The 19,137-nt window shown below is 68.7% G+C and carries 22 protein-coding genes; 12 read left to right on the forward strand and 10 right to left on the reverse strand.

All coding sequences use genetic code 11. The features are described 5' to 3' along the window. Window positions 1–9 precede the first annotated feature (9 nt). Genes WG922_RS09725 through WG922_RS09750 form a run of 6 tightly spaced genes read right to left on the reverse strand, consistent with a single transcriptional unit; the run spans window position 10 to window position 4,808 of the window. A complete protein-coding gene (locus WG922_RS09725) occupies window positions 10–786 on the reverse strand; it encodes a ParA family protein (RefSeq protein WP_340282349.1) in 777 nt (258 codons plus the stop codon). Between the two features lie 53 nt (window positions 787–839). After that, window positions 840–1,454 carry a LysE family translocator gene (locus WG922_RS09730; RefSeq protein WP_340282350.1) on the reverse strand — a complete coding sequence of 205 codons (615 nt, stop codon included), beginning with the start codon at window positions 1,452–1,454 and terminating at the stop codon, window positions 840–842. Between the two features lie 54 nt (window positions 1,455–1,508). After that, entirely contained in the window at window positions 1,509–2,201 is a 693-nt protein-coding gene (gene rsmG / locus WG922_RS09735; protein ID WP_340282351.1) for a 16S rRNA (guanine(527)-N(7))-methyltransferase RsmG, read from the reverse strand. Continuing rightward, on the reverse strand, window positions 2,198–4,150 hold the full coding sequence (gene mnmG, locus WG922_RS09740) for a tRNA uridine-5-carboxymethylaminomethyl(34) synthesis enzyme MnmG (RefSeq protein ID WP_340282352.1): 1,953 nt from the start codon (window positions 4,148–4,150) through the stop codon (window positions 2,198–2,200). Before mnmG ends, rsmG begins: the two co-directional genes overlap by 4 nt. Then, window positions 4,147–4,563, reverse strand: coding sequence for a type II toxin-antitoxin system VapC family toxin (locus tag WG922_RS09745; protein ID WP_340282353.1), 417 nt, complete (start codon window positions 4,561–4,563; stop codon window positions 4,147–4,149). Before WG922_RS09745 ends, mnmG begins: the two co-directional genes overlap by 4 nt. Further along, complete coding sequence (locus WG922_RS09750) at window positions 4,560–4,808, reverse strand: type II toxin-antitoxin system Phd/YefM family antitoxin (RefSeq protein ID WP_340282354.1); 249 nt, start codon at window positions 4,806–4,808, stop codon at window positions 4,560–4,562. Before WG922_RS09750 ends, WG922_RS09745 begins: the two co-directional genes overlap by 4 nt. Window positions 4,809–5,552: 744 nt before the next feature. On the opposite strand from WG922_RS09750, the gene WG922_RS09755 reads away from it, so the two are divergent. Together WG922_RS09755 and WG922_RS09760 are read left to right on the forward strand one after the other, a co-directional pair. Beyond that, on the forward strand, window positions 5,553–5,819 hold the full coding sequence (locus tag WG922_RS09755; protein ID WP_340282356.1) for a YkgJ family cysteine cluster protein: 267 nt from the start codon (window positions 5,553–5,555) through the stop codon (window positions 5,817–5,819). A gap of 89 nt (window positions 5,820–5,908) precedes the next feature. Continuing rightward, a complete protein-coding gene (locus tag WG922_RS09760; RefSeq protein WP_340282358.1) occupies window positions 5,909–6,883 on the forward strand; it encodes a DUF4382 domain-containing protein in 975 nt (324 codons plus the stop codon). Window positions 6,884–7,138: 255 nt separating this feature from the next. Here the strand turns inward: WG922_RS09760 and WG922_RS09765 are convergent, their stop codons facing one another. Both WG922_RS09765 and WG922_RS09770 read right to left on the reverse strand, forming a co-directional pair. Further along, window positions 7,139–7,729: a hemerythrin domain-containing protein gene (locus tag WG922_RS09765; RefSeq protein ID WP_340282360.1), complete on the reverse strand. Its 591-nt coding sequence runs from the start codon at window positions 7,727–7,729 to the stop codon at window positions 7,139–7,141. A 126-nt stretch (window positions 7,730–7,855) separates the two neighbouring features. Further along, on the reverse strand, window positions 7,856–10,054 hold the full coding sequence (locus tag WG922_RS09770) for a heavy metal translocating P-type ATPase (protein ID WP_340282631.1): 2,199 nt from the start codon (window positions 10,052–10,054) through the stop codon (window positions 7,856–7,858). Between the two features lie 276 nt (window positions 10,055–10,330). Here WG922_RS09770 and WG922_RS09775 point away from each other — a divergent pair, with 276 nt between their 5' ends. The 4 genes from WG922_RS09775 (at window position 10,331) to WG922_RS09790 (ending at window position 12,525) form a co-directional block, all read left to right on the forward strand. Beyond that, complete coding sequence (locus tag WG922_RS09775) at window positions 10,331–10,525, forward strand: heavy-metal-associated domain-containing protein (protein WP_340282361.1); 195 nt, start codon at window positions 10,331–10,333, stop codon at window positions 10,523–10,525. After that, window positions 10,522–10,926: a Cu(I)-responsive transcriptional regulator gene (cueR, locus tag WG922_RS09780; RefSeq protein ID WP_340282363.1), complete on the forward strand. Its 405-nt coding sequence runs from the start codon at window positions 10,522–10,524 to the stop codon at window positions 10,924–10,926. The genes WG922_RS09775 and cueR overlap by 4 nt, the downstream gene beginning before the upstream one ends. Window positions 10,927–11,010: 84 nt before the next feature. Then, window positions 11,011–11,880, forward strand: coding sequence for a pirin family protein (locus tag WG922_RS09785; protein ID WP_340282364.1), 870 nt, complete (start codon window positions 11,011–11,013; stop codon window positions 11,878–11,880). A gap of 111 nt (window positions 11,881–11,991) precedes the next feature. Continuing rightward, window positions 11,992–12,525 (forward strand): Spy/CpxP family protein refolding chaperone, encoded by a 534-nt coding sequence (locus WG922_RS09790; protein WP_340282365.1) that lies wholly within the window; start codon window positions 11,992–11,994, stop codon window positions 12,523–12,525. Window positions 12,526–12,562: 37 nt separating this feature from the next. Here the strand turns inward: WG922_RS09790 and WG922_RS09795 are convergent, their stop codons facing one another. Then, window positions 12,563–13,180 carry an acyloxyacyl hydrolase gene (locus WG922_RS09795; RefSeq protein WP_340282366.1) on the reverse strand — a complete coding sequence of 206 codons (618 nt, stop codon included), beginning with the start codon at window positions 13,178–13,180 and terminating at the stop codon, window positions 12,563–12,565. A 253-nt stretch (window positions 13,181–13,433) separates the two neighbouring features. Here WG922_RS09795 and WG922_RS09800 point away from each other — a divergent pair, with 253 nt between their 5' ends. From WG922_RS09800 to minE, 6 genes are all read left to right on the forward strand, one after another. After that, on the forward strand, window positions 13,434–14,201 hold the full coding sequence (locus tag WG922_RS09800; protein WP_340282367.1) for an endonuclease/exonuclease/phosphatase family protein: 768 nt from the start codon (window positions 13,434–13,436) through the stop codon (window positions 14,199–14,201). Continuing rightward, on the forward strand, window positions 14,198–15,451 hold the full coding sequence (clsB, locus tag WG922_RS09805; RefSeq protein WP_340282369.1) for a cardiolipin synthase ClsB: 1,254 nt from the start codon (window positions 14,198–14,200) through the stop codon (window positions 15,449–15,451). The genes WG922_RS09800 and clsB overlap by 4 nt, the downstream gene beginning before the upstream one ends. Before the next feature lie 58 nt (window positions 15,452–15,509). Further along, a complete protein-coding gene (locus WG922_RS09810; protein ID WP_340282371.1) occupies window positions 15,510–16,502 on the forward strand; it encodes a lysylphosphatidylglycerol synthase transmembrane domain-containing protein in 993 nt (330 codons plus the stop codon). 256 nt (window positions 16,503–16,758) lie between these two features. Next, window positions 16,759–17,511 carry a septum site-determining protein MinC gene (gene minC, locus WG922_RS09815; RefSeq protein ID WP_340282372.1) on the forward strand — a complete coding sequence of 251 codons (753 nt, stop codon included), beginning with the start codon at window positions 16,759–16,761 and terminating at the stop codon, window positions 17,509–17,511. Window positions 17,512–17,551: 40 nt separating this feature from the next. After that, complete coding sequence (minD, locus tag WG922_RS09820) at window positions 17,552–18,367, forward strand: septum site-determining protein MinD (RefSeq protein ID WP_340282373.1); 816 nt, start codon at window positions 17,552–17,554, stop codon at window positions 18,365–18,367. Window positions 18,368–18,370: 3 nt separating this feature from the next. Next, window positions 18,371–18,634, forward strand: coding sequence for a cell division topological specificity factor MinE (minE, locus tag WG922_RS09825; RefSeq protein ID WP_340282374.1), 264 nt, complete (start codon window positions 18,371–18,373; stop codon window positions 18,632–18,634). Window positions 18,635–18,698: 64 nt separating this feature from the next. Here minE and WG922_RS09830 read toward each other — a convergent pair whose 3' ends face one another. Continuing rightward, window positions 18,699–19,046, reverse strand: a complete 348-nt coding sequence (locus tag WG922_RS09830; RefSeq protein ID WP_340282375.1) for a hypothetical protein — start codon at window positions 19,044–19,046, stop codon at window positions 18,699–18,701. Window positions 19,047–19,137: the final 91 nt, after the last annotated feature.

Below are 19,137 nucleotides of genomic sequence, written 5' to 3' on the forward strand. Positions count from 1 at the left end.
AGTGGGGACTCACGTAGGCAGCGCCTTGGTGCGTGCCACCATCTCCTGGGCGAACTCCAGAAATGCCTGGCTGCCGCGCGCGCCCGGATCGAACACCACGCCCGGGAGCCCATAACTGGGCGCCTCGGCAAGGCGCACATTGCGCGGAATGACGGTGTTGAACACCTTCTCGCCGAAGTGCGCCTTGAGCTGTTCACTGACCTGCTGCTGCAAGGTGATGCGCGTGTCGAACATGACCCGCAGCAGACCGATCACCTGCAGCTTGGGGTTGAGGTTGGCGTGCACCTGCTTGATGGTGTTCACCAGATCGGACAGGCCCTCCAGCGCAAAGTACTCGCACTGCATCGGCACCACCACGCCGTGCGCGGCGCACAAGCCGTTGAGCGTGAGCATCGACAAGGACGGCGGGCAGTCGATCAGCACGAAGTCGTAGTCGGAGGCGACCGCCTGGAGCGCCTGCTTGAGCCGCTTTTCACGCCGCTCCAGCCCCACCAGCTCCACTTCGGCACCCGCCAGGTCGCGGTTCGCGCCGAGCACGTCGTAGCCGCATTTCTGCGCGCGCACCCGGGCTTCGGCCACGCTCGCCTGTTCCAGCAGCACGTCGTAGACGCTAGGAGACAGTTGGCGCTTGTCCACCTCCGAGCCCATGGTGGCATTGCCCTGCGGGTCCAGATCGACCAGCAGCACACGCTGGCCCAACTTGGCGAGGCCCGCGGCCAGGTTCACCGTGGTGGTGGTCTTGCCCACACCGCCCTTCTGGTTCGCGACGCAAAAGATCTTTGCCATGGGTGTTCAGGCCCCTCCGCGGGCCGGGTGATGGGTGGGGAACAGGCGCAGGGTCACCGGCCGATGGCCAACTTGATGCCGAAAGCGACGAGGAAGACACCGGCCGTCTTTTCCAGGGCGCGACCAACCCAGGGGCGCGCCCGCAGGCGCTCGGCCAGATAGTGGGTAAGGAGCGTCACGACGAGCCCGTAGCCGAAAGTCAGCGCAGCGATCGTGGCCGCCATGGCCCCGAAAGTCAGCAACCCCTGGTGACGTGCCGGATCGACGAACAGGGGGAAGAAAGCCATGTAGAACACGATGGCCTTGGGGTTCATGAGCGTGATCAGCGCCGCCTGCCGGAAATAGTGTCGAGGCTTGATGTCCAGCACCGGCGCATCGCCCTTCCTGCTTCGCAGCATGCGCACACCCAGCCAGGCGAGGTACGCCGCGCCCAGCCACTGCACCGCGTGGAACGCCGCGGGGTACGCGATCAGCAAGGCAGCCACGCCGGCCACGGCGGCCCACATCAGGACCTGGTCGCCCCCTATGACACCCAGGGTTGCCGCCAGTCCGCCGCGGATTCCGCCTTTCCCGGTGGAGGTGATCAGCGCCAGATTGCCCGGCCCCGGGATCGCAAGGAACAAGAGGATGGCCGCGACAAATGCGCCGTAGTCTGCAACGCCGAACATGGGTGAGTGTGGGTGCGTGAGCCGAAAGAACGCTGGCCGCAGCGATGGCTGAGTTTACGTGAGGGCCCCGCGCTTTTTCATCCACACGATGCAGCGCTCGGCATTCAACCCCGGAACCTCCAACTGTTCCACGTGAAACACCTCCGCGGACTGTGGCAGTGCGGCGATTTCCTCCGCAGGGTGCCTGCCCTTGAGCGCCATCCATGCGCCGTGATCCTGGAGCGCGCCGAAAGACAGTTCGACCAGATCGGCCAGCGAGGCGAACGCCCGTGCGCACACCACGTCAAACGGCCCGGCGAGCCGCTCCACCCGCTCGTGCACACCCCTCAGTCCGGGAAGCCGCAGTGCGAGCGCAGCCTGCTGGATGAAAGCAGCCTTCTTTGCCACCGTGTCCACGCAATCCACCCGTAGCCCCGGCAAGCAGATGGCCAGCACCACGCCGGGCAGACCGGCGCCTGAGCCGACGTCCAGCACCCTCAGCGCGCGCCCGCCCGCATGCCGCACCAGCGGCGGCACGACAGCCAGGCTATCGAGCAGGTGGTGCGTGAGCATGTCCGCAGGGTCACGCACCGCTGTGAGGTTGTAGACGCGATTCCACTTCGCAATCAATGCCATGTAGTCGAGCAGCTGCCCCACCTGCGCGTCATCAAGCACCAGCCCCAGGCGCCCTGCTCCGGTCCTCAACTGCGCTTCGAGCAGCTCCGTCGCACCCTCCGCACGTGTGGGCGCCCCACCAAAAGTGCTCATGGCGATTCAGCCGCATCGAGAGGCGCCGGCTCACCGAAACCTTTGAACCGGCTCCTCTTGAGATGCACCAGCAAGAGCGACATGGCGGCAGGAGTGATCCCGGACAGCCGGGACGCCTGCCCGAGCGTCTCGGGCCGATGCTTGGCCAGCTTCTGCCGCACTTCGATGCTGAGGGCGGCCACCTGCATGTAGTCGAGCTCTGGCGGCAGGCGCAGGTTTTCATAGTGGGCGGCTCTCTCTACCTCGTCGCGCTGCCGGTCGATGTACCCCGAGTACTTCGCCGCAATCTCGATCTGTTCGACCACCGGCTCAAATAGATCTCCGAGTGTTTCACGTGAAACGTCGGGATTTGCGTGGCGCCCACCAGCCATGGAGACGAGCGCGTCATAGCGCACCCCCGGTCGACGCAACAAGTCCCCCAGGTTGTATTCGCGCTCGATCGCCTTGCCCAGAACCCGCTCCGAGTCCTCGACAGGGAGGTTGCGCGGGTTGACCCACACCGACTTCAGGCGCTCTGTTTCACGTGAAACAGCGTCCCGCTTGCGGTTGAAGGCATCCCAGCGCGCATCGTCTACCAGGCCGAGTCTGCGCCCGACCTCGGTGAGTCGCATATCCGCGTTGTCTTCTCGCAGTTGCAGGCGGAACTCCGCTCGGCTGGTGAACATGCGGTAGGGCTCCGTGACGCCCTTGGTGATGAGGTCATCGACCAGAACGCCTAGATAGGCCTCGTCACGCCCCGGCACCCAGGCAGCCTCGCCCCGGCACAACAGCGCGGCATTGACGCCGGCAAACAGGCCCTGGGCCGCAGCCTCTTCATAGCCCGTGGTGCCGTTGATCTGCCCGGCGAAGAACAGCCCCGCCACCTGGCGCGTCTCGAAGCTGCTGCGCAACGACCGCGGGTCGAAATAGTCGTACTCGATGGCGTAGCCGGGCCGCAGGATGTGCGCGTTCTCCAGCCCCGACATGGACCGCACCAGTGCGTACTGCACATCAAATGGGAGGCTGGTCGAGATGCCGTTGGGGTAGACCTCGTGGGTGCTCAGTCCCTCGGGTTCCAGGAAAATCTGATGGCTATCCTTGCCCGCGAAACGGTTGATCTTGTCCTCCACGCTGGGACAGTAGCGCGGGCCTACGCCCTCGATCTTCCCCGTGAACATGGGGCTGCGATCGAAACCCGAGCGGATGATCTCGTGCGTGCGTTCGTTGGTGTGGGTGATCCAGCAGGGCACCTGCCGCGGATGCATGTCCGCGCGCCCCATGAAGCTGAACACCGGCACGGGGTCGAGATCTCCGGGCTGCTCCTCGCACTTGCTGAAATCGATCGTGCGTCCGTCCAGCCGGGGTGGTGTTCCCGTTTTCAGGCGGCCCTGGGGTAGCTGCAGCTCCTTGAGGCGGGCAGACAGGCTGACGGCCGGGGGATCGCCCGCGCGACCGGCGGCGTAGTTGTTCAAGCCCACATGGATCTTGCCGTCCAGAAAGGTGCCAGCGGTGAGCACCACGGCCCGGCTGCGAAACCGGATGCCGACCTGCGTCACGGCGCCGACCACCCGGTCGCCCTCCACCAGCAGATCGTCCACCGCCTGCTGAAACAGCATCAGATTAGGCTGGTTCTCCAGCACGCGCCGGATCGCGGCCTTGTACAGCACACGGTCTGCCTGCGCCCGCGTAGCCCGCACCGCCGGGCCCTTTGAGCCGTTGAGGATGCGGAACTGGATGCCCCCTTCGTCGGTGGCGAGCGCCATCGCGCCGCCCAGCGCATCGACCTCTTTGACCAGGTGGCCCTTGCCGATACCCCCTATGGAGGGATTGCAGCTCATCTGGCCGAGGGTCTCGATGTTGTGCGTCAGCAGCAAGGTCTTGCAGCCCATCCGGGCAGACGCCAAGGCAGCCTCCGTGCCGGCATGGCCGCCGCCGACCACGATGACGTCGAATTCTTCTGGATAGTTCATGCGATGCACTCGGTTCGCAGGCCCACAGCCTGCGCGGCGACGGACTGGCGCGGGTCGGCCGTCACGAACAACTGGACCCGCGCCGCCTGCGCCGATCCGATATGGAGCGCGTCCGCCGCTCCGAGAGGTGCCAGCACCATGGCCGCCAGCGCGAAGTCTTCCACCGTGCGGCTCAAAGGTTCCACGTGGTAGGCCTCGAAATCCTCACGCATGCGTGTCCGCACCCGGCGGAACTCGTCGTCGCCGAAGGCGCCTTCCCGCCACTGGCGCGTGAGCGCGGCCATCAGCTCGGCCTGGCAGTGCGCCGCCAGCACCACGGCGCTGGCGCGCACATGCAGCGCGTCCACCTGGCTCGCGCCGGTCTCGCCCGCATAGCGCACGAAAAGGGCCGAACTGTCGAACAGCACCCTCATGTCGCACCCTCCTGCCGAAGCTCCACGATCAGCTCGGCGCCTGAGCGCTGCGGACGCCGCAGATAGCGGATGGGCTCGACAGGCCGTTTCCAGGCCGGTGGCTCGGCAGCCCCGGCCGCCACGGCGGGCACCAGCTCCGCCACCGGCTTGCCGTGGCGCAGGATGCGCACGGTTTCACCCTGCTCGACCAGATCGAGCATCTCCGACGCATGGGCGCGGAACTCACTCAAGGACACGATGCGCATATGTACAAACGCTGTAGTTTTGTACATTGTATCTGGCGCGTGCAGTGCGCTCTCCGGCATCCATACGATCCGCATTGAAGCGCCGGAAGGACGTTCTCTGCCGGCATTGCTCGCGCCTCAACTGCGCCACGCGTTGCTGCGCCTGAGCCAGGTCGAAGGCGGCTGAAGACCGTGCGATTGGGGGGCTGAGGGCGCTTCTGGCCGGCTTCGCGAGCAAATTGAAAGTCCCCTATGGAGACATCGAGGTTGGCCTTGACGATGAAGCTGAGGCGGGCCTCGCAGACAACGGCGACCTGGAACACGACCTTCAGGCTCTGATCGAACAGGTGGGACCGCCGCACAGGCAGCCGGTACTGCGCTCGCCCATCTTTGTAGACGAGCTCCAGTACGTTCTAGAGGCTGGCCGCACTCATCACCGCCATGCATCGCACCGAACAGCGGCAGCTTCCTGTGGTGCTTGTAGGCGCAGGGTTGCCACAGTTGCGCGGTCAGATGGGGAACGCGAAGTCCTACGCGGAATTCCAACGTCGAGCTCGGCCCCGGACCACATCGATCCGGCAACATCGCAACCTGCATGGGAGAGAAAGTCTCCTCGCTCGCACCGACGCGCGCAGTTCGTGATCGTAGAAGGCATGATCTGGAGCCCGAACTTCGGCGATACGGCGTTCACCGTGCCCATGTTCGATCAGTTCATGAAGCGCCTCACTAGGCACCTCCCGCGTAGCGCGCAACGAGGAGAACGACGTGCAATGCCGGCCAAGCTGCGGCGCCTGCTGCATCGCGCCTTCCATCACGAGCCCTATTCCGGGCATGGAAGGCGGCAAGCCCGCGGGTGTGCCCTGCGTCCAGCTCGACGAGGCGCTCGGCTGCCGGCTGTTCGGTCGGCCGGAGCGGCCCGCCGTGTGCAGCGGGCTGCAACCTTCCGCCGTCATGTGCGGCTGCGGCCGCGGCCATGCCTTGCGCTGGCTGGCGCGGCTGGAGACCCTCACGGCGCCGACCGGCGCGCGTTGAAGTCGGACACACTCTTCACATCGAGACACCACGCAGGCTCAGGCGCGGCGGCAGCGGCCCGGTATCGTGAACTACCACACGACACGTCCATGCGTCACCTCGGATCCGCCCTTTCCCGCACTGCGCGGCGCTCCGCGGGGCGGCGCTCGGGCGCGACGCTGGCGATGGCGCTGCTCCTTGCGGCCTGTGGCGGCGGTGGCGGCGACAGCGGAAGCATCGGGCCACCACCGGTGGCCGGCGCGACCGGCACCCTGAGCATCAACATCACCGACGCACCCATCGACGCGGCCATCGGCGCAGTGGTCCAGTTCGCCGGTGTCGCGCTCAAGCGCTTCGGCGAGCCCGAGACCGTGATCGCGTTCGACGTCCCGCTGCGCATCGATCTGCTGTCGTTGCGCCCCGGCGAGTCCCTTCCCTTGCTGCCCGCCACCAGCGTGCCGGCGGGCGCGTACGAGTCGATGCGCCTGCTGATCGACTCGGCCCCGGATTCCCTCGACAGCCACCTGGTGCTTGCCGGCGGTGCGCAGCGCCCCCTGTATGTGCCCGCTGCCGCAGCGTCCGGGCTGCGCCTGGGTCAGGGCTTCACGGTCCCCGCCGGCGGGCTCGGCGCGTTCACGATCGACTTCGACCTGCGCCAGTCGGTGCTGCCGCCGGTCTCGTCGGCCGGGCCTTTCCCGATGCGCCCCATCCTGCGGCTGGTCGATAACGCCCGCATCGGCGCCGTGGCCGGCACCGTCACGCCGGCCACATTGACGAACGCCAGCTGCCCCTTCCCGCTCAACCCCGCCCTCAACAGCAACCAGGTGTATGTGTTCGCCGGCTGGAACGTTGCGCCGGACGACATCGATCGCTCCGCACCGGAGCCCGTCACCACCGCCACCGTCGGGCCCACCGTCCTGGGCGCCTGGTCCTGGCGCGCGGCCTTCCTGCCGCCGGGACCCTACACCGTTGCGTTCACCTGCCAGGGCGCGCTTGACAACCCGGAAACCAGCGAAGCACTCACGTTCTTCGGCGCCCGCAACGTCACCGTGCAGGCCGACGCGACGACGCTGGTGGACTTCTGAAACGGGGCGACGGCGGGCCCTGCCCTGACGCCCCGGCGGCGCACCGGCGGCACCGGCGCATGCCCCTGCCGATGCCACCACCGAGCTGCTTCTCGCAACAGCGGCCGCAGCCGCCGCAACGGCACCAACTCGGCGCACGGCCGGGTCTCCGACTCAGCAAGCGTGCCGCCCACATCCGCCCCGCACCTGCCCATCCGACGGGCGGCATCATCCACCGCGCCCCTCCGCCCGAGCACGCGGGGGCGGGCGGCCCGCTCACCCCAGGCCGAGCGGCGCGGGCGTCTTGAGCAGGATGCGCGCGAACAGGCGCTCATACCCTGGCTCGCGCTCGCCACTGGCCAGCGGGTCGCGATGCTGGCGGAACGCGGCGTCGAGCTCGGCACGCTCGTGCGGTGCCAGCTCGCGCTCGGCCACCGGCAGCAACTGCACCTCCTCACAGCGCATGTGGTCGAGATAGAAACGGGTGTAGTCGCGCGCGGCGGAGACGAAGGCGGCGCGCCGCGGCTCGCCCAGGAGTTCCCAGGCCAGCAGCAGGTGCTGCAGCTCGCGCACGCGGCTCTCGCCCTGCACATGGTCGGCTTCGAGCTGCCGGATGACCGGCATCAGCTGCGGCGCCACGCGCGCCAGGCGCGGAAACAGCAGATCCGACTCCTTCGGGTGATGGCGCTGCTCCGGGAACTCGTCGATGTAGAACAGCATGGCCCGCACCACATCGAAGAATCGCTCGGGCGACTCCTCGCTCGGGCCCTGCTCGACCAGCGACACGAGAGAACGCAGCACGGCCGCCACGGCGGCGTGCTCGTCGCGGATGATCTGGAACGCATTGGGGGCAGCTCGTTGCGGCATGGCGTGTGTCGTCTCCTGGCGGCGCAGGGTCGCACGCCGCCACGCCGCGCCGGTTGACGCAGGTCAAGGCCCCGGGCCGTCGCTGCAGCGACGGCGGCCGGCAGGCCAGCGCTCTCCCCCACCTCGCTATCTCGACGCCGCAGGCTGGGACGGGGCGCTTCGTGGCCCACCCGCGTCCTGTGTGCCCAGCGCCCGCCAACGCTTGAGCAGCAAGGCATTGGCCATCACGCTCACGCTCGAGAGGGCCATCGCCGCCCCGGCGACCACGGGACTGAGATAGCCCAGCGCCGCCAGGGGAATGCCCGCCACGTTGTAGACGAATGCCCAGAACAGGTTCTGGCGGATCTTGCGCACCGTGCGGTCGGAGATATCGAGGGCTGCGGCGACCAGCCGCACGTCGCCGCGCATGAGGGTGATGCCCGCCGCGTGCATCGCCACATCGGTGCCGGTGGCCATTGCCAGGCCGACGTCCGCCGCCGCGAGCGCGGGAGCGTCGTTCACGCCGTCGCCCACCATCGCGACCACATGTCCGCCCGCACGCAGCTGCGCCACCTTCGCCGACTTGTCCCCCGGCAGCACCTGCGCCATGACTTCGCCGGGGCGCAGGCCCAGGCGGCTCGCCATGGCCTGCGCGGCGGCCTCGTTGTCGCCCGAGATCATCATCAGGCGCAGCCCGCGCGCACGCAGCGCCGCCAGCGCCTCGGCGGCTTCGGGCTTGGGCTCGTCGGCGAAGGCCATCAGCGCGACTGGCAGCACGCCCGCGGTGCGCCGCTCCAGCAGCAGCGAGAGCGTGGCGCCTTCGGCCTCCCAGTGCCCCAGCCGCTGGCGCCATGCATCGAGGTCAATGCCCAGCTCGGCGGCCCAGGACAGGCTCGCGATGAGGAAGCTGCGCGCGCCCACCTCCCCTTCGGTGCCGCGCCCCGGCACCGCCCGCACGGCGTCGGGCGGGGGAATCTGCAGGCCGCGCTCGCGCGCGTGCACCAGCACGGCACGGGCCAGCGGGTGCTCGCTGCCGGCCTGCAGGCTGGCAGCCATCGCCAGCAGCGTGGCCTCGTCCTCGTCTCCGGCCGGCTCGAAGCCCACCAGCCGCGGCCGCCCCACCGTGAGGGTGCCGGTCTTGTCGAACGCCACCGTGTCCACGCGGTTGGCGATCTCGAGCGCCTGCGCGTCCTTGATCAGGACGCCCTGGCGTGCCGCGACGCCGGTGCCGGCCATGATGGCCGCGGGCGTCGCCAGACCCAGCGCGCAGGGGCAGGCGATCACCAGCACCGTCACGGCAGCGATCAGCGCGGTTTCGGCGTCCGCGCCGGCCAGCAGCCAGCCGGCGACCGTCAGGGTCGCGATCGCCAGCACCACCGGCACGAAGACCGCCGATACCTTATCGACCAGGCGCTGGATCGGCGCTTTCGCGGCCTGGGCGTCTTCCACCAGGCGGATGATGCGGGCCAGCACCGTCTCGCCGCCCACGGCCACGGCACGCAGCACCACCCGCGCCTCACCATTGATGCTGCCGGCCGTCAGCGCCGCACCCGGCTCCTTGGCCACCGGAAGCGGCTCGCCGGTCAGCATCGATTCATCGACCTGCGTCGTCCCCTGCTCGATGGTGCCGTCGGCGGGCACGCGCTCACCCGGCCGCACCACCAGCAGGTCCCCCGGCAGCACCTCGGCCAGCGGCAGCTCCAGCTCCTCGCCCGACGGCTGCAGCACGCGCGCGGTGTCCGGCCGCAGTGCCTGCAAGGCCCGGATGGCGGCGGTGGTCTGCCGCTTGGCGCGCGCCTCCAGCCATTTGCCCAGCAGCACCAGCGTGATGACCACCGCCGAGGCCTCGAAGTACAGGTGCGGCGACTCGCGCGTAAGCCACAGCCACACCGACAGCCCCCAGCCGGCCGAGGTGCCGATGGCGACCAGCAGGTCCATGTTGCCGGTGCCCGCGCGCAAGGCGTGCCAGCCGGCACGGTAGAAGCGCGCGCCCAGGATGAACTGCACCGGCGTGGCCAGCAGGAACTGCAGCCACGGCGCGAGCATCCAGTGACGCCCCAGCAGATCGGCCAGCATCGGCAACACCAGGGGCGCGGACAGCAGCAGCCCGAGCCCCACCGGAGCGAAGCCGGACCAGGACGAGGGCTGCTGCTGCGCCTGCTCCTGCAGGGCACGCGGCTCGTAGCCAGCCTTGCGCACGGCGCGCCGCAGCTGCGCCTCGATCTCGCCGCCCGGCGCGTAGCGGATGCGGGCCGACTCGGTGGCGAGGTTGACCGCGGCGTCGTGCACCCCCGGCACCTTGCGCAGCGCCCGCTCGACGCGGCCGACGCAGGATGCGCAGGTCATGCCCGCAACGCCCAGGTCGAGCGTGGCGATCTCGGCCGCGTGGCCTGGCCGGGCCAGCCCCTCATCGGCGGCAGGAGTGCCCGTCGTGCCGATGCGGGAGGGGGTGGTGGTAGTGTTCATGTCGCAATCGTGAAGCCTTCCATGATGGGAAGGTCAATGCCTGCTGCAGATCAACCCCGCCCGCAGTACGGTTTCGCGTCGCCGCTTGACCTTCCCACGGTGGGAGGCTTCATGCTCGGGCATCGATCGTTCACCACAGGAACAGGAAAGCACATCATGAACCAGACTTTCGACGTGCAGGGCATGACCTGCGGACACTGCGAACGCGCCGTCACGCAGGCGGTCAAGGACCTCGACCCCAAGGCCGAGGTCCGCATCGACCGTGCCGCCGGCAAGGTCGAGGTAGACACCGCGGCAGAGCGCGAGTCGGTGGCCCAGGCCATCACCGCAGAAGGCTACGCGGTGCGATGAACATCGGCGAGGCCGCGCGCCTGTCGGGCGTTTCGCCCAAGATGGTGCGCCACTACGAATCGCTGGGGCTGCTGCCCGCCGTGCAGCGCACCGAGGGCGGCTACCGGCAGTACGGCGACACCGAGGTGCACGTGCTGCGCTTCATCAAGCGCGCGCGCGAACTTGGCTTTTCCATGGCGGAGATTGCCGAACTGGTGGGCCTGTGGCGCAACCGCAGGCGCAGCAGCGCGAACGTGCGGCGCATCGCCCAGCAACATGCCGACGAGCTGTCCCACCGCATCGAGGCCATGCGCGAGATGCAGCGCACGCTGCAGCACCTGATCCACTGCTGCCACGGCGACGAGCGGCCCGATTGCCCGATCCTGGACGACCTCGCGGGACAGGCGCCGCTGCGGGCCTGAGCGCCCCTTCCGCGTCCCGTACGCGCTCCGCCCCGCCCCTCGCCTCGCCCACATGCCACACCCGCCACCTGCAAGGACCACCGAATGACTTCCACCGTCACCCACCCGCGCGCCATCGAACGCATCGTGACCGGCCAGCCCACGCGCGACGGCGCCGGGGTCAAGCTCACGCGCCTGCTCACGCAAGACCTCCAGCGCCGGCTCGATCCCTTCCTCATGCTCGACAACTTCGCGAGCGACGACCCTGCCGACTACGGCGCCGGCTTTCCGAACCATCCGCACCGCGGCTTCGAGACCATCACCTACATGGTGGCCGGGCGCATGCGCCATCGCGACAGCGCCGGCAACGAAGGACTGCTGCAAAACGGTGGCGTGCAGTGGATGACCGCGGGGCGTGGACTGGTGCACAGCGAACTGCCCGAGCAGGAACAGGGCGTCATGGAGGGCTTCCAGCTCTGGCTCAACCTGCCCGGCGTGCGCAAGATGTGCGAGCCCTGGTATCGCGACATCCAGTCCAGCCAGATTCCCGAGTTCACCACCGACGACGGCGTCACCGTGCGGGTGATCGCGGGCAGCTCGCACGGCACTGCCGGTGCGGTACAGCGCGAGGCCACCGAACCGCTCTATCTCGACCTGCAGTTCCCCGACGGACGCGCGGCGACCTTCCACCAGACATTGCCCGGGGACCATAACGCGTTCGTTGCGGTCTACCGCGGCGAAGTCGAGGTGCTCGACGCGCAGGGCGCCGGTGCTTCGGTGGCGCGCCAGCGCATGGCCATCCTGGCCAACGAGGGAGATGGTGTCGCGCTGCGCGGCTCGGTGGGCGCGCGCGCCCTGCTGATCGCCGGCCGCCCACTGCGCGAGCCGATCGCGCAGTACGGACCCTTCGTGATGAACACGCGCGAGCAACTCATCGAAGCGGTGGACGACTTCCAGAACGGTCGCCTCGGCTGATTGCGCGGCTTTACACCGCCGCAACGGGAGACCGACGGCCCATTCACATCGCGCCCGGACACTGCCTGCACGCTGCCACACCGGAGCAGCGAGTCTTTCAAGGAGATCCGCATGACCCGCATCCGCACATCCCTCGTTCTCGCCGCGGTGCTCGCCGCACTGACCGGCGGCGCCGGCGCGCAGCCCGCCCCGGCTCCTGCGGAGCCCGCGCAGGCCCAGCCGCACGCGCACGGTTACAAGCGCATGGACCCGGCGCAGCGGCAGGAGCGCTTCGAGCGCCGCATGACCGAGCTCAAGCAGCAGCTGCAGATCACGCCGGCGCAGGAAAACGCCTGGGTGACCTTCACCGGCGCGCTGCGCCCGCAGGGCACGCCGCCGCAGCGGCTGGATCGCGAGGCGCTGGCCAGCATGACCACGCCGCAGCGTATCGAGCGCATGCGCGCGCTGCGCGACCAGCGCCTCGCCGCGATGGACCGCCGCGAGAACGCGGCAATCGCGTTCTACGCAGTGCTGAACCCCGAGCAACAGAAGACCTTCGACACGCTGTCCGCGCGGATGCACGGCGGCGGCAAGGGGCATGGACATCCGGGCCACAGGGGCCACATGGACCACAAGCGCGACCACGGCGGCGAGCAGCGCAGCTGAGCGCCGCGGCAGGCGCCCGGCCCCTGCGCGGTGCCGGCTAGAACGGACGTGCCCAGCGCAGAAGCACGATGTCTGCGCCGGGGTTGGGCTTGCGGATTCCCGCATTGGAGACATGCAGGGCCCGCAAGCTCAGTTCGTCGCCCGACGCGAAAGTGCGCCCCACCGCCAGGGTGTCGTAGAAGTTCCAGCGGGTGCTCATGGTGATGTCCTGCGCGCGATAGCGGCGCTGGTGCAGCGACAGTCCGATGCCGCCCTCGACGAACCAGGGCGATGCTCCCTCGGCGCCGCGCCAGCGCAGCAGCGGCACCAGCGCGACATGGCCCTGGCTCTCACGCCCGTCCGGCGTCTCGGCACGCCAGAGGCCGAGCGACAGCTCGGTCGCGGCGGTGAAGCGCCCGCCCCATGCCGTGGTCTGCCACCGCCAAGGCCAGCGCACGCCCAGACTGGCGATGTCCGTATCGCGCCGCGAGCGGCCCCATTCGATGAAATAGCCCTGCGGTCGCCAGCCGCTCGCGGCCTCGCCGCCGGCGGGCGCCACGTCCAGCGGCGGCGCCGCGGCAGGCGCGGCGACCTGTGCAGCCGCACTCGTCGATGCAGATGCGAGGACTGCCGCAGCGAGCGCGATTCGCCAGCCAGAACGGGTTGCCTGATCCATATGCGGAGTGTCTGCAGACTGGCGCCGCAAGCGGGTCCGCGCACTGGTTCGGAGAGCAGAAATGGATGGGGGCCGGCAGTCGTGCGCGGCACCGGCCGGCAGCCGCTACCCGTAGCGTCCTACAGCGCCGCCGCCGCTTTGCGAGCCGGCGGCGCGCAGACGCGCTTTTGGCTTTGCGTCCTACAGTTGCGCCGCTGACCCGTCGGTACAAAGGCTGCTCCTGCCGGAGAAGAAAGCGAGAGAAGCATCGGCCATGACCGACAGCACGGCCACCGCGCCCATCCTGACCGTGATGACGGTCAACATCCACAAAGGTTTCACGGTGTTCAACCGCAAGTTCATGCTTCCGGAATTGCGCGATGCCGTGCGCAAGGTGGGCGCCGACGTCGTGTTCCTGCAGGAGGTGCTGGGCACCCACGAGGAGCCCGGCAGCAAGGTCACCGGCTGGCCGGAGACGCCGCACTACGAGTTCCTGGCCGACCAGATCTGGCCGCAGTTCGCCTACGGGCGCAACGTCGTGTACCCCAAGGGGGACCACGGCAACGCTCTCATGTCCAAGTTCCCCATCGTGCTCGAGAAAAACCACGACGTCTCCATCGCCGGACCGGAAAAGCGCGGCCTGCTGCACTGCGTGTTGCGGGTGCCGGGCCAGCCTCTGGACGTGCACGCGATCTGCGTGCACCTCGGCCTGGCCGAGGCGCATCGCCACCAGCAGATGCAGCTGCTGTGCGAGGTGGTGCGCAACGAAGTGCCCGAGAACGCGCCGCTCATCGTGGCCGGTGATTTCAACGACTGGCGCCGACGCGCCGACGCCATCCTGTGGGCCGGCGCAGGCCTGCGCGAGGTGTTCGTCACGGCCTACGGCGAGCCGGCGCGCACCTTCCCCGCGCGGTTTCCGTTCCTGTGCCTGGACCGCATCTATGTTCGCAACGCTTCGGTGCACCTGCCGGTGGTGCTGCCGCGAAGGCCTTGGGCGCACCTGTCGGACCACGCGCCCCTGGCGGCGGAGATCCACCTATGACCGACTGGATGCCCGGCAACCGATTCCATCTGCTCGAGAACGGCGAGGAGTTCTTCCCGCGCGTCTTCGAGTGCATCGCGCAGGCCGAGCGCGAAGTGCTCATCGAGACCTTCATCCTGTTCGAGGACAAGGTGGGCCTGCGGCTGCACGAAGTGCTGGTCGCCGCCGCGCGGCGCGGCGTGCAGGTCGATCTCACCATCGATGGATGGGGTTCACCCAACCTGTCGGACGAGTTCCTGGGTTCGCTCACGGCAGCCGGTGTGCGCGTGCATGTGTTCGATCCGGGCCCGCGCTCGCTGCGCCTGCGGGTCTTCAAGATCCTGCGCCGCATGCACCGCAAGATCGTGGTGATCGACGGCAAGCTGGCCTTCGTCGGCGGCATCAACTACTCGGCCGACCACCTCGCCGACTACGGCCCCGAGGCCAAGCAGGACTACTCGGTCGAGATCCACGGCCCTATCGTCGCGGCCATCCACCGGTTCACCCACACCGCGCTGGTGCAGGGACTCCGCCATCAGCGGCGGCGCCGCTGGTGGCGCTGGCGCAAGCACCTGCGGGTCGAGCCCGACCAACTGCCCCATGCAGGCGATGCGCAGGCGATGTTCGTGGTGCGCGACAACGTGGAGCACAAGGACGACATCGAGCGCCACTACCGCACCGTGATCCGCTCGGCGCGCCGGCGGGTGGTGATCGCCAATGCCTACTTCTTTCCCGGCTACCGCCTCGTGCGCGAGCTGAGACTTGCCGCCCGACGCGGTGTGCAGGTGCAGCTGATCCTGCAGGGCCAGCCCGACATGGCGATCGTGAAGACGGCCGCCAGCACCCTCTACCACCACCTGCTCAAGGCGGGCGTGCGGGTGTTCGAGTACTGCGACCGCCCGCTGCACGGCAAGGTGGCCCTGGTCGATGACGAATGGTCCACCGTCGGCTCCAGCAACCTCGACCCGCTGAGCCTCGCGCTCAACCTCGAGGCCAACGTGTTCATCCGTGACCGCGCGTTCAATGCGGAACTCGATGCCCGGCTGCAGCGGCTGGTGCGCGACAGCTGCCGTGAAATCGAGCGCGAGACCCTGGGAAAGGTGCGGGGCCTCGATCTGGTGCGCAGCTACATCGCCTTTCACGTGATGCGCAAGTTCGCCAACTGGGCCGAATGGCTGCCGCGCCATGCGCCGCTGCTCAAGACCCAGCTCGACGTCCGCCTCGCCACTGCCGCGGCAAAGGACCACCCGCTGGACGAGGTGGCCCAGTGAAGCGCCGCCATGGCGCCGCGGCCAGGCGAGCCGCAGCGCGACCTGAGGGGAACGGTCGGTGAGCGCGACGCCGGAGGCCTCCGGCAGCAGCGGTGCGCCCCAGGGGGGATGGTGGGCCAAGGTCAAGCGGCTGCTCACCTTCACGTTCTTCGCAGCCGTCACGGTCTTCGTCGTGCGATATGCGCGCAACGTGGAATGGGCCGAGGTCTGGAGCTCCATCGCCGAAACGCCCTGGCAGCTGCTCTCGGGCGCGGCGGCCCTCAGCGCACTGAGCTACACCCTCTACAGCTGCTTCGACCTGCTGGGGCGCCACTACACCGGCCACACGCTGCCCACGCGACGGGTGATGAAGATCAACTTCATCAGCTATGCCTTCAACCTGAACCTCGGCGCCGTCGTGGGCGCGGTGGCGTTCCGCTTCCGGCTGTATTCGCGGCTGGGCCTGGACAACGCGACCATCGGGCGCGTGGTGAGCTTGAGCCTGGTGACCAACTGGCTCGGCTATTTGTTGCTGGCGGGCGGCGCCTTCGTCATCGCGCCATTGCAGCTGCCGCCGCACTGGAAGCTCGACATGGTCGAGCTGCGCTGGCTCGGCGTCGCGCTGCTGGCGGTGGTGGCGCTGTACGTCGCACTGTGCTTGTGGTCGCCCAGGCGCAGCTTCACCATCCGCGGCCACGAGCTGCTGCTGCCGCCGCGGCGCATGGTGCCGCTGCAGCTGGCCATGTCCTGCGCCAACTGGATGATGATGGCCGGCGTCGTCTACCTGCTGCTGCGCCGCGAGCTGCCCTATGCAGCCGTGCTCAACGTGCTGCTGGTGGCCGCCATCGCCGGCGTGATCACGCATGTGCCCGCCGGCATCGGCGTGCTCGAAGGCGTCTTCGTGGCGCTGCTGTCGCACCGCATCTCCGAGTGGCAGCTGCTGGCCGCACTGCTCAGCTACCGGGCTCTTTACTACATGATCCCGCTGCTGGTCGCGGCACTGCTGTACCTGTGGTTCGAGGCGCGCGTGCGGGTGAGCGGCCGCTCCGCGCGCGGGAGCCCCGCGGGGTGAGCGCGCCGCGGCCGGCGCCCACGCCGCCGCCGCCCAGGGGCGCCAGGCCCGCCGACGCCGCCACCAGGCACTGGGGTCGCCTGCCGCGATACCGCGTGGTGCGTTCCTCCCGCACGAATGTGCACAAATCAATGGTGTCCCTCGTCGAATTCGACATCGGGGACCCTCGGCCACACAGCGTGTAGGAGCGCGCCGGAAGCCACTGTTAAGATCGCCCCGCCCGATCCGAGGCACGCGCCCACTTCGTTCCGAATCGATGACCGTCGCCCTTGCTGGCCGTTCCCCCGCCACGTTCGAGATCAAGAGCGCCACGCTCCCTCTGGTGTCCCTGCTGCTGAAATCGTGCGACCTCGCGCTGCTGTCGCAGGAACTTGCGGCCCGTTTCGGCGACATCCCCGATTTCTTCGACCACGACCCGCTGGTCATCGACCTCGCCCCCCTGCAGGCTGCCGGCAGCACCGAGGCGCTCGATTTCGCAGCGCTGGTTGCCCTGCTGCGCCAATACCGGGTGCTGCCGGTCGCGGCGCGCGGCGGCACCCCCGCACAGATGCAGGCGGCACTTGCCGCCGGCCTCGCCGGTGCCGCGGACCTGCTCACCCCCGCGCCCTCGCGTTCCCCGGCGCCGACCGCGGCGGCGCCCGCACCGCCGCCGCCGGAAGCGGTCCCCGCCGATGCCCTGGTCATCGACCGGCCGCTGCGTTCGGGCCAGCAGGTGTACGCGCGCGGACGCGACCTGGTCGTCATGTCCATGGTCAACCCCGGCGCCGAGGTCATCGCGGACGGGCACATCCACGTGTACGCGCCGCTGCGGGGCAAGGCCATCGCCGGAGCCCGCGGCAACACCGAGGCGCGCATCTTCACCCTGTGCCTCGAGCCGGAGCTGATCTCGATCGCCGGCGTCTACCGCACCAGCGAAGTGGCGCTGCCCGCCGAAGTACTGTCGCGCCCGACGCAGGTCCGCCTGGTCGGCGGCAGCGAGGGCAAGCTGGTGATGGACCCCATTGCCTGACCCCCGCCAACCACGCAACCCACATCAGGAGCCACCCGACATGGCAAAAATCATCGTTGTGACATCCGGCAAGGGAGGGGTGGGCAAGACCACCACCAGTGCCAGTTTCGCCTCCGGCCTGGCTCTTCGCGGCCACAAGACCTGCGTGATCGACTTCGACGTGGGCCTGCGCAACCTCGACCTCATCATGGGTTGCGAGCGCCGCGTGGTGTACGACTTCGTCAACGTGATCCACGGCGAAGCCACCCTCAACCAGGCCCTCATCAAGGACAAGAACAGCGACACGCTGTTCGTGCTGGCCGCCTCGCAGACGCGCGACAAGGAAGCCCTCACCAAGGAAGGCGTCGAGAAGGTCCTGGCCGACCTGGCCGGCATGGGCTTCGAATTCATCGTGTGCGACTCGCCCGCCGGCATCGAAACCGGCGCACTGATGGCCATGCACTTCGCCGACGAGGCGCTGGTGGTCACCAACCCCGAGGTCTCCTCGGTGCGCGACTCGGACCGCATCCTGGGCATGCTCTCGAGCAAGACCAAGCGGGCCATCGAGGGCAAGGAGCCCATCAAGGAACACCTGCTGATCACCCGCTACAACCCCAACCGGGTCGATCAGGGGCAGATGCTCTCGCTGGAGGACATCCAGGACATCCTGCGCATCAAGCTGATCGGCGTCGTGCCCGAAAGCGAGTCGGTGCTGCAGGCCAGCAACCAGGGCACGCCCGCCGTCCACCTCAAGGGGACCGACGTAGCCGAGGCCTACCAGGACATCGTCGCGCGCTTCCTGGGCGAAGAGCGCCCCCTGCGCTTCGTCGATGCGACGAAGCAGGGCTTCTTCAAGCGTCTGTTCGGAGGGAGGTAAGCAGTGGCGTCGTTCCTTTCCTTCCTGCTCGGTGAAAAGAAGAAGACGGCCAGTGTCGCCAAGGAGCGGCTGCAGATCATCCTGGCCCACGAGCGCAGCGGCCGCAATGCGGCCGAGCCGGACTACCTGCCGGACCTGCAGCGCGACCTGGTGGCGGTGATCAGCAAGTACATCCGCATCGATCCCAACGACATCAAGGTCCAGCTCGAGCGCCAGGACAATCTGGAAGTGCTCGAGGTCAAGATCGAACTGCCGGACGCGCGCTAACCGCTGCGGCAGCGGTCCACGAACCTGGACCGCGCCGGGCGCACCGGCAGTCCTCGCGCGCCCCTCAGCTGGGGCTGCCGCCCACGTTGCCGCCGCGGGACCCGCGGCCCGCTCCCTTGCCGCCGGTGCGGGCCTGGACCACGTTCGTCCCCCCGTTGACGTTGTCGCGGTCGTTCCGGCTTTGCGGCGTGCGCTGCCCCTGGTTCGTCTGGGTCGGCGTCTGCTCGCCCATCTTGTTGTGATCGTTGCCGTACTTGCCCTGGTTCGGCTCCTGCCGATCCTGGGGGCTGACGTTCTGGACACTGGCGCGCCGCTCCTGCTCCTCGACGGAGGCTGCGCTGCCGACCATCTCGGAGTCGGGATGCTTGTCCCGGCTTTGCTCGTTGCGTAGAAAGTCGTGCTTCTTGCTCATGTCTGCCTTTCCGCGGCACACGGAGTGCCGCCATGCGAGTGGGTGTCGGTCCATTCTGGGAAGCGGCCCTTGCGACGACTGTCGGACAAGT

Origin of the sequence: Ramlibacter sp. AN1015, assembly GCF_037726105.1 — a bacterium.
GTDB lineage: Bacteria > Pseudomonadota > Gammaproteobacteria > Burkholderiales > Burkholderiaceae_C > Ramlibacter.

Coding starts and splice junctions, on each gene's coding strand:
- WG922_RS09725 (WP_340282349.1), bottom strand. CDS start 786: ATGGCAAAGATCTTTTGCGTCGCGAACCAGAAGGGCGGTGTGGGCAAG.
- WG922_RS09730 (WP_340282350.1), bottom strand. CDS start 1,454: ATGTTCGGCGTTGCAGACTACGGCGCATTTGTCGCGGCCATCCTCTTG.
- rsmG (WP_340282351.1), bottom strand. CDS start 2,201: ATGAGCACTTTTGGTGGGGCGCCCACACGTGCGGAGGGTGCGACGGAG.
- mnmG (WP_340282352.1), bottom strand. CDS start 4,150: ATGAACTATCCAGAAGAATTCGACGTCATCGTGGTCGGCGGCGGCCAT.
- WG922_RS09745 (WP_340282353.1), bottom strand. CDS start 4,563: ATGAGGGTGCTGTTCGACAGTTCGGCCCTTTTCGTGCGCTATGCGGGC.
- WG922_RS09750 (WP_340282354.1), bottom strand. CDS start 4,808: ATGCGCATCGTGTCCTTGAGTGAGTTCCGCGCCCATGCGTCGGAGATG.
- WG922_RS09760 (WP_340282358.1), top strand. CDS start 5,909: ATGCGTCACCTCGGATCCGCCCTTTCCCGCACTGCGCGGCGCTCCGCG.
- WG922_RS09765 (WP_340282360.1), bottom strand. CDS start 7,729: ATGCCGCAACGAGCTGCCCCCAATGCGTTCCAGATCATCCGCGACGAG.
- WG922_RS09770 (WP_340282631.1), bottom strand. CDS start 10,054: ATGACCTGCGCATCCTGCGTCGGCCGCGTCGAGCGGGCGCTGCGCAAG.
- WG922_RS09775 (WP_340282361.1), top strand. CDS start 10,331: ATGAACCAGACTTTCGACGTGCAGGGCATGACCTGCGGACACTGCGAA.
- cueR (WP_340282363.1), top strand. CDS start 10,522: ATGAACATCGGCGAGGCCGCGCGCCTGTCGGGCGTTTCGCCCAAGATG.
- WG922_RS09785 (WP_340282364.1), top strand. CDS start 11,011: ATGACTTCCACCGTCACCCACCCGCGCGCCATCGAACGCATCGTGACC.
- WG922_RS09790 (WP_340282365.1), top strand. CDS start 11,992: ATGACCCGCATCCGCACATCCCTCGTTCTCGCCGCGGTGCTCGCCGCA.
- WG922_RS09795 (WP_340282366.1), bottom strand. CDS start 13,180: ATGGATCAGGCAACCCGTTCTGGCTGGCGAATCGCGCTCGCTGCGGCA.
- WG922_RS09800 (WP_340282367.1), top strand. CDS start 13,434: ATGACCGACAGCACGGCCACCGCGCCCATCCTGACCGTGATGACGGTC.
- clsB (WP_340282369.1), top strand. CDS start 14,198: ATGACCGACTGGATGCCCGGCAACCGATTCCATCTGCTCGAGAACGGC.
- minC (WP_340282372.1), top strand. CDS start 16,759: ATGACCGTCGCCCTTGCTGGCCGTTCCCCCGCCACGTTCGAGATCAAG.
- minD (WP_340282373.1), top strand. CDS start 17,552: ATGGCAAAAATCATCGTTGTGACATCCGGCAAGGGAGGGGTGGGCAAG.
- WG922_RS09830 (WP_340282375.1), bottom strand. CDS start 19,046: ATGAGCAAGAAGCACGACTTTCTACGCAACGAGCAAAGCCGGGACAAG.